Origin of the sequence: Occallatibacter sp., from assembly GCF_049510455.1 — a bacterium.
Taxonomy (GTDB): Bacteria; Acidobacteriota; Terriglobia; order Terriglobales; family Acidobacteriaceae; genus Telmatobacter.
On sequence record NZ_JBEKYX010000155.1, the window covers coordinates 1 to 6,769 of the forward strand.

Annotated in this window: 5 protein-coding genes; 3 read left to right on the forward strand and 2 right to left on the reverse strand. The window is 55.5% G+C overall.

Annotation, left to right across the window (positions count from 1 at the left end; translation table 11 throughout):
• Positions 1 to 700 precede the first annotated feature (700 nt).
• Positions 701 to 1,078, reverse strand: a complete 378-nt coding sequence (locus ABSG47_RS19835) for a response regulator (protein WP_424171950.1) — start codon at positions 1,076 to 1,078, stop codon at positions 701 to 703.
• Between the two features lie 339 nt (positions 1,079 to 1,417).
• Here ABSG47_RS19835 and ABSG47_RS19840 point away from each other — a divergent pair, with 339 nt between their 5' ends.
• Positions 1,418 to 2,800: an ABC transporter ATP-binding protein gene (locus tag ABSG47_RS19840; RefSeq protein WP_424171953.1), complete on the forward strand. Its 1,383-nt coding sequence runs from the start codon at positions 1,418 to 1,420 to the stop codon at positions 2,798 to 2,800.
• On the forward strand, positions 2,797 to 4,539 hold the full coding sequence (locus ABSG47_RS19845; RefSeq protein WP_424171956.1) for an ABC transporter permease: 1,743 nt from the start codon (positions 2,797 to 2,799) through the stop codon (positions 4,537 to 4,539). Before ABSG47_RS19840 ends, ABSG47_RS19845 begins: the two co-directional genes overlap by 4 nt.
• Positions 4,540 to 4,545: 6 nt before the next feature.
• On the opposite strand, the gene msrA is transcribed toward ABSG47_RS19845, so the two are convergent.
• Entirely contained in the window at positions 4,546 to 5,235 is a 690-nt protein-coding gene (gene msrA, locus ABSG47_RS19850; protein ID WP_424171959.1) for a peptide-methionine (S)-S-oxide reductase MsrA, read from the reverse strand.
• A gap of 136 nt (positions 5,236 to 5,371) precedes the next feature.
• On the opposite strand from msrA, the gene ABSG47_RS19855 reads away from it, so the two are divergent.
• The gene (locus tag ABSG47_RS19855) at positions 5,372 to 6,430 is read left to right on the forward strand and encodes a Gfo/Idh/MocA family oxidoreductase (RefSeq protein WP_424171962.1); all 1,059 of its coding nucleotides are present in this window, start codon (positions 5,372 to 5,374) and stop codon (positions 6,428 to 6,430) included.
• The last annotated feature ends 339 nt before the right edge of the window (positions 6,431 to 6,769 follow it).

Below are 6,769 nucleotides of genomic sequence, written 5' to 3' on the forward strand. Positions count from 1 at the left end.
CATTACCAAAGTCCACCACCCTTTCGTAACCCCACCTCCTTCAGAAACTTTGCATGCAATTAACCCCATTTATGCTTTACTCAGAATTAGCAGAAGAAAAAGCCACGGCCCGAATCCCAAAAGGATTCGGGCCGTGGCTCTTTCAAAGCACCCCCGAAATTTTTTTTTCGGGGGTGTCCCCTCAAAAGTAACCACTCATGATAATCAATTAGTAAACACTGTAAATCATCGGTAAATTACACAAACACAATCACATAGCGGCATAATTCCCCACTCTTCTAAAAACAGCCTTGCAGGGGAAACAAAAAGCGAAAGTTGTTCCGGCAAATCCTCAGACGCCGCAGCCCCAGGCCGCAACATCAGAGCATCTCTCCCCAAGGTATAAAGTTCGGAGATACAGGCTCAGTTTGAATTGTTTTGTAACAGGGCACGACTTGAGTCGTGCCGAAAATCCGGCTGATAAAGTCTTTGGGCTTTAGCCCCTGCGGGATGTTTTTCAAACTGAGCCATTACCAATTCGGGTGCCCCACCCTCACCGCGTATCGCCGCGTATTTGCTTTTGCGGCCAGGCTGGGGCCGCTCTACAGCAAGTGGAGAAATGCTCTAGTCCTTAAACGGAAACAAGCCTGCCCGAGTTCGGACAGGCCTGTTATTTCTGCAAAATCCGGAAGGGAAGTGCTTCTTCCCATCGTCCCTGCTTCTATTTCACGCTTCTGAGTTTATTCAGCAGATCCTGCGGATGCACAGGCTTGGCTAGAATCTCGAAGTCATATCCCTGCGCTCGCGCCTTTTCCAGCAGATCGGCTGTCGCCGCTTGTCCGGAGAAGAGCAGAATTTTAATGCCAGGTAACAGCTCGCGAATCTTGATCGCGGCGTCAATGCCGTTCAGGTCCGCCATGATTACATCCGAAATCAGCATCTCCGGCTTGAATTCCGGCGCCAGCTCCAAGGCCTTTTCGCCGGTATACACCGCGCGCGCCTCAAAGCCGCTCTGGTTCAGAATCATTGCCAGCGTATCGGCGATCACACGTTCGTCATCGGCGACAAGAACTTTGGGTTTGGGGGATGCTTCGGGCATAGTCTCCTGTATTTCGGGGCGATTTCCCATCTACTCCAAAAGCAATCAAACGCAATCGAAACCATGGCGTATGCACTGCTTTGACAAACCCGTGCAGCGAATGAGACGTTTAACCCAATGATACGCTGATTCCAGGGAACGCAAAGCAAAGGTTCGGCAACACAAACTCACAATCAGTCAAACGTAATCCATCCGGGGCGTCTCCCTCGTGATGGCAAATTTATTCGTCTGCAACTCTGTCATTTTACACTTGCACCATCGTTTGCAGTTGAATTTTCATCCTGAATGCTGACACCCCACTCCGGCCCTCCCGAGGGCTCTACTATCGGAGATTCGCCTATGACCTCAGCCACTACCTCCGCGTTCACCCAGGCTCCGCCCGGCGAAGCGATCATTCGTGCGGAACAAATAGAGAAATATTATTCCCAGCCCAGCGAAAATCGCATCCAGGTCATCTCGGCCACTGACCTTGAGATCGTTCCCGGCGAAATTCTCGCCCTGCTCGGCCCCTCCGGCTCGGGCAAATCCACCATGCTTCGCATGCTCACAGGCCTCTCGCGTCCTTCCGCTGGACAGGTCTATTGGCATGGAAAGCCAATCTCTGACGCCCAGATTAACGTCTCCATCGTTTTCCAGAGCTTTGCGCTCTTTCCCTGGCTTACCGTTCTTGAAAATGTCGAAGCTCCGCTCCAGGCCCGCGGCGTTTCGCCCAATGAGCGCCGTGAGCGCAGTCTCCGCATGCTCGATACTGTCGGACTAGACGGCTTTCAGGCCGCCTATCCCAAGGAACTCTCCGGAGGCATGCGGCAGCGCGTCGGCTTCGCCCGCGCCCTCGTCGTTGAGCCCGAAGTCCTCTTCATGGATGAGCCATTCTCCGCTCTCGATGTCCTTACCGCCGAGAACCTCCGCTCAGAACTTCTCGAGCTGTGGGCTAACAAAACCATGCCCACTAAAGCTGTTTTCATCGTTACCCACAACATTGAAGAGGCCGTCCTTCTCGCCGATCGCATCATCGTCCTTGGTCGCAATCCCGGACATATCCGCACTGATTTCCGTGTCCAGATCCCACAGCCACGAGACCGCAAGGCTGAAGCCTTCACTCAGTTGGTCGACTACATCTACAAAGTCCTTACCCGCCCCGACGTCGAGCCGACGGAAATCCCCACCCAGCCCGACGGCAAAAAAGTCCGCGACCAGCGCCAGATGCGTTACCAGATGCTGCCGCACGCACGTCCCGGCGGCGTTGCCGGCCTTCTGGAACTTGTCCTCGACAAGGGGGGACGCGACGACATCTACCGCCTCGCAGACGATCTAGCCTTCGAAATCGACGACCTGCTCCCTATCGTCGACGCTGCCCAGCTTCTCGACTTCCTCAAGGTCGAGGAAGGCGCAGCCGCCATCACTGAATCTGGAGCCGAGTTCGCCAACTCTGAAATTCTCCGTCAGAAAGAGCTCTTCCGCGAAGCAGCCACGGCCAACGTTCTGCTCCTGCGTCAGATCGTCCGTGCGCTCGAAGCCAAAAGCGATCATTCCGTGCCTGAAGACTTCTTCCTGGACATGCTTGACGAGCAATTCTCCGACGAAGAAAGCCTCCGCCAGCTTGAAACCGCCGTTACCTGGGGCCGCTACGCCGGACTTTTCGACTTTGACGCCGCGCGCCGCCGCTTCTTTCTGCCGGAAGCAGAAGAAGAGCAGGCCGAAGCTGCCGGAGGGGTCGAGTGAAGATATATCATCCCTTCGCCCGCTCGCTCGTTACCGTTCGCAGTTGGCCTTTTTTCATCGATCTCGGTGTGGCGTTCTGTGGCCTGGCGCTTTTCTTTTGTGTTCTGAATACGGCCCGATACTGGATGACCACGGCGACTCCAGTCATTCCGATCTCGCACTCCATCAGTGCGCTGCCCATGTATGCCGTCTACTCCGTGACGCGAATCGGCATCGCATACCTGCTCAGCCTTGTCTTTGCCATCGCTTACGGCTATACAGCGGTCTATAATCCGCGCATTGAAGGCTGGATGGTCGCCGTCCTCGACATCTTGCAATCGATCCCCGTTCTCAGCTTCCTTCCGCCCATCGTTCTTGCCATGGTCAGCCTCATCCCCGGCCGTCAACTGGGCATTGAGTTAGCCGTCATCTTTCTCATTTTCACCGGACAGGTCTGGAACCTCGCCTTCAGCTTCTACTCCTCGCTCAAAACCATCCCCCAAGAGATGATCGAGGCCTCGCGCATCTACCGCTATTCGCCCTGGCAGCGCTTTTGGCAGCTTGAGATGCCCTTCGCGGCTATCGGCCTGGTGTGGAATTCGATTGTTTCCGTCGCCGGCGGATGGTTCGCTCTCATGCTCTGCGAAATGTTCACCATGGGCGACCGCAACTTCCAACTCCCCGGCCTTGGCAGTTACATGCAGTCTGCGGCAGAGTCCAACGACATCACCGGCCTCTTCAGCGGCATTGGTGTAATTGTCCTCATCGTCGTCGCAACCGATCAGCTTGTCTGGCGTCCTCTCATCGCCTGGAGTGACAAGTTCAAATTTGAGCAGGTCGAGTCTGCTGATCGTGCCACCTCACCCATCCTTGAGCTACTGCGCCGCTCGCGGCTCTCGTTGTTGCCGGGGCAACTTTGGATGCGAATTGAAGAACCCGTCTATCGCCGTCTCGCGCGCACCCGCGCCTGCCAGGTTGTCGAGCCCATCGATAACGACAGCGATAAGCGCAAAGGATCTGTTTTTTTCTGGGCTTTCGTGGTCGCTATCGTCATCGCAGGCGCATGGGCCGTCATGCAGGCGCTCGTAATGCTGCGCTCGGTTACCTGGGCAGACCTCCGCGGTCTGCTCGCAGGTGCCCTGGCCACTTTTATGCGCGTCAACGCGTCGCTGCTGATATCCGCTCTCTGGACCATTCCCGCAGGTGTTGCAATCGGGTTCAACCAGCGGCTTGCTCGCATTGTGCAGCCCTTCGCGCAGGTTCTGGCCTCCGTGCCTGCCTCAGCTTTTTACCCGGTGCTGCTCCTGGGACTATTAAAGATTGGCGGAGGGCTCGGCATCAGTTCGATTGCACTGATGCTTCTCGGCACGCAGTGGTACATCCTCTTCAACGTCATCGCCGGAGCCATGTCCATTCCTTCTGATCTCAAAGAGGTCACGCGGCTCTATGGCTTCACGCGCTACCAGCGCTGGACGCGCCTCATCCTACCCGGCATCTTTCCCTATCTCATTACAGGCATGGTTACGGCCTCCGGAGGCGCGTGGAACGCCTCCGTCATGGTGGAATATGCGCATGTTAAAACCGGCATCATCCAGACCGTAGGCCTGGGGGCAGAGATCAGCTCCGCTACAGACGCGGGCAAGTTTCCCATTATTCTCCTTGCCACCATCCTCATCTCGCTCCTGGTCGTTACCATGAACCGGCTTATATGGCGCCGTCTCTATCGGCTGGCCGAAACCCGTTACAAGCTGGAAGGCTGAACTCCGCTAGCGGCTTGATTTGCCCTTGTAGTCGAAGAAGAGGTCAGGGAACTCCTTCTTCAGCGCATCAATCTTTGGCCGGTCGCAGACCAGGATGTATGGATTGTCAGGATTGTGCAGTGCATAGTCCTGGTGATAGGACTCCGCATCGTAAAAGCCCTTCAACGGCGTCACCTGCGTCACAATCGATTTCGGAAAAATATGCGCCGCATCGAGTTGTGCAATGTACGCCGTGCTGATCTTCTTCTGCTCGTCCGACAGATAGAAAATCACGGAACGGTAAGAGCTTCCTACGTCCGGTCCCTGGCGGTTCAGCTGCGTGGGGTCATGCGCCACCGAGAAGAAAATCTGCAGTAGCTTTCCATACGTAATCTTCGAGGGGTCGTAGATGACTTTGACCGACTCGGCGTGACCAGTCATCTCCGTGCCCACCTGCTGATAGGTCGCCGTATCCGCTGAGCCGCCTGAATAGCCGGCCGTGGTCGCGGTTACCCCTTTGACCCGCTCGAAGACCGACTGAATTCCCCAGAAGCACCCTCCGGCGAAAACAGCCTCCACTTTTCCGGGCGCGGCGGCAAGCGGCACGTCCTGTTGCGGGGCTGGAACTCCCAGGCGGGTTTGCGCTGGCGTGCAGCCTGCCAGGGCAAGAAGAACGGCCATTGAAAAGGCCCATCGGGCGGAAAGAGAACGAATCATGAAAACCTCCAGGCACTGCATCTTATATACGCTCCATCAATCATAGAAGCTGCGCGAGACTGTCCTTTTAGTCCCTCAGTCCTATGTCCCTTAATCCCTGCCCTCTGATTTATTCTGAAATCAGAGGGCTTCATTTATGATTCGCGTCGGTTTAGTCGGCTTCGGTCTTGCTGGCCGTGTCTTCCACGCTCCGCTGCTCTCCTCTGTCGATGGCTTCGAACTGGTTTCTGTCGTCGAACGCACCACCCATGAGGCCGAAACCCGCTATCCGGGAATTCAAACGGTTCGAAGTTTCGACGAATTAATCGCGGATCGGTTACATAATCTTATTGTTGTTGCCACGCCTGGCAGCACGCACTTCGACTTTGCGCGCCGCGCTCTTGAATGCGGCAAGCATGTCGTGGTCGATAAACCGATGGCGCTTCACTCGACGGAGATTGCCCAGATTGCTGCCCTTGCTGCAACGCGCGGATGTCTGGCCGTGCCGTTTCAAAGCCGCCGCTGGGACTCTGACTTCCTGACGCTTTCTCAAGTGATGCAGGAAGGTTCGCTGGGACGCATTGTCAGCCTTGAGTCCCGCATGGATCGCTGGAGTCCCGGACGCACTCGCAAACCGTGGAAGAACATTCCCGAAGAAGGAGGCATTCTTCTCGATCTCGGCACGCACCTTGTCGATCAGGCTCTTGTGCTCTTCGGCAAACCACTCGGCGTTTCGGCTGAAGTTGACCGCGAGCGGGACGGCGATGGTTCAAATGACGCCTTCACTATTCGGCTTCGCTATGCCGGTCACCGCGTGACACTCGGCTCCAATGTGCTTTCGTCCATTCCCGGTTTTCGCTATAGTTTGCGCGGCACAAAAGGGAGCTTTCGCAAACACGGCATCGATCCTCAGGAAGCGGCGCTTGGGAAGATCACTCACATCGCGAGCCCTACCTGGGGGCAGGAGCCGATGCACGACTGGGGCGTCAGGCATATCGATCTTGACGGCGGCATCGATACTGAGAGTGTTGAATCCATTCCCGGAGACTATCGCCAGTTCTATATTCGGCTCCGCGAGGCTATCCTTCATGGAGCGCCACCGCCGGCTATGGCGACTGAAGCGTGGCGCACTGCTCGCGTGCTTGAGTGGGCTGTGCAAAGTTCCGCTGAACGGCGTGAGATTGAATGCGACTTCTCTAAAGAGCCTATGCTGTGAATGAATCGTGGAACGCCGCAGTTTCGCGATTCTATGAGCTACCTTGTGCAGTCTCCTTCTGTAAGTTATTTGATTTATAGACTTTACGGAGGGTCTCACAGTTCCTGTGATAAGCAGCATGACTGCGAAACTGTGAGAATGTGTCCTCATTTTCTGTAAGGTTTTTGTTTTCAATCGCTTTTGACTCCTATCCTGCTCACAGATTCACAGAGGATGTGCGGGTTCTTTGAAGCACTGCGGAACAAGTTGAGCTGGGGCGAGCGGTAGGAATTCCGGGGACTTATCCTGTGCAAGGCTGATTCCGAAGTAATGTTTTTTGTATGGGTTGCGGGGATATCC

What these genes read in the sequence shown, in the direction of transcription:
- ABSG47_RS19835 (WP_424171950.1), bottom strand. Translation starts at nt 1,078, where the DNA reads ATGCCCGAAGCATCCCCCAAACCCAAAGTTCTTGTCGCCGATGACGAA.
- ABSG47_RS19840 (WP_424171953.1), top strand. Translation starts at nt 1,418, where the DNA reads ATGACCTCAGCCACTACCTCCGCGTTCACCCAGGCTCCGCCCGGCGAA.
- msrA (WP_424171959.1), bottom strand. Translation starts at nt 5,235, where the DNA reads ATGATTCGTTCTCTTTCCGCCCGATGGGCCTTTTCAATGGCCGTTCTT.
- ABSG47_RS19855 (WP_424171962.1), top strand. Translation starts at nt 5,372, where the DNA reads ATGATTCGCGTCGGTTTAGTCGGCTTCGGTCTTGCTGGCCGTGTCTTC.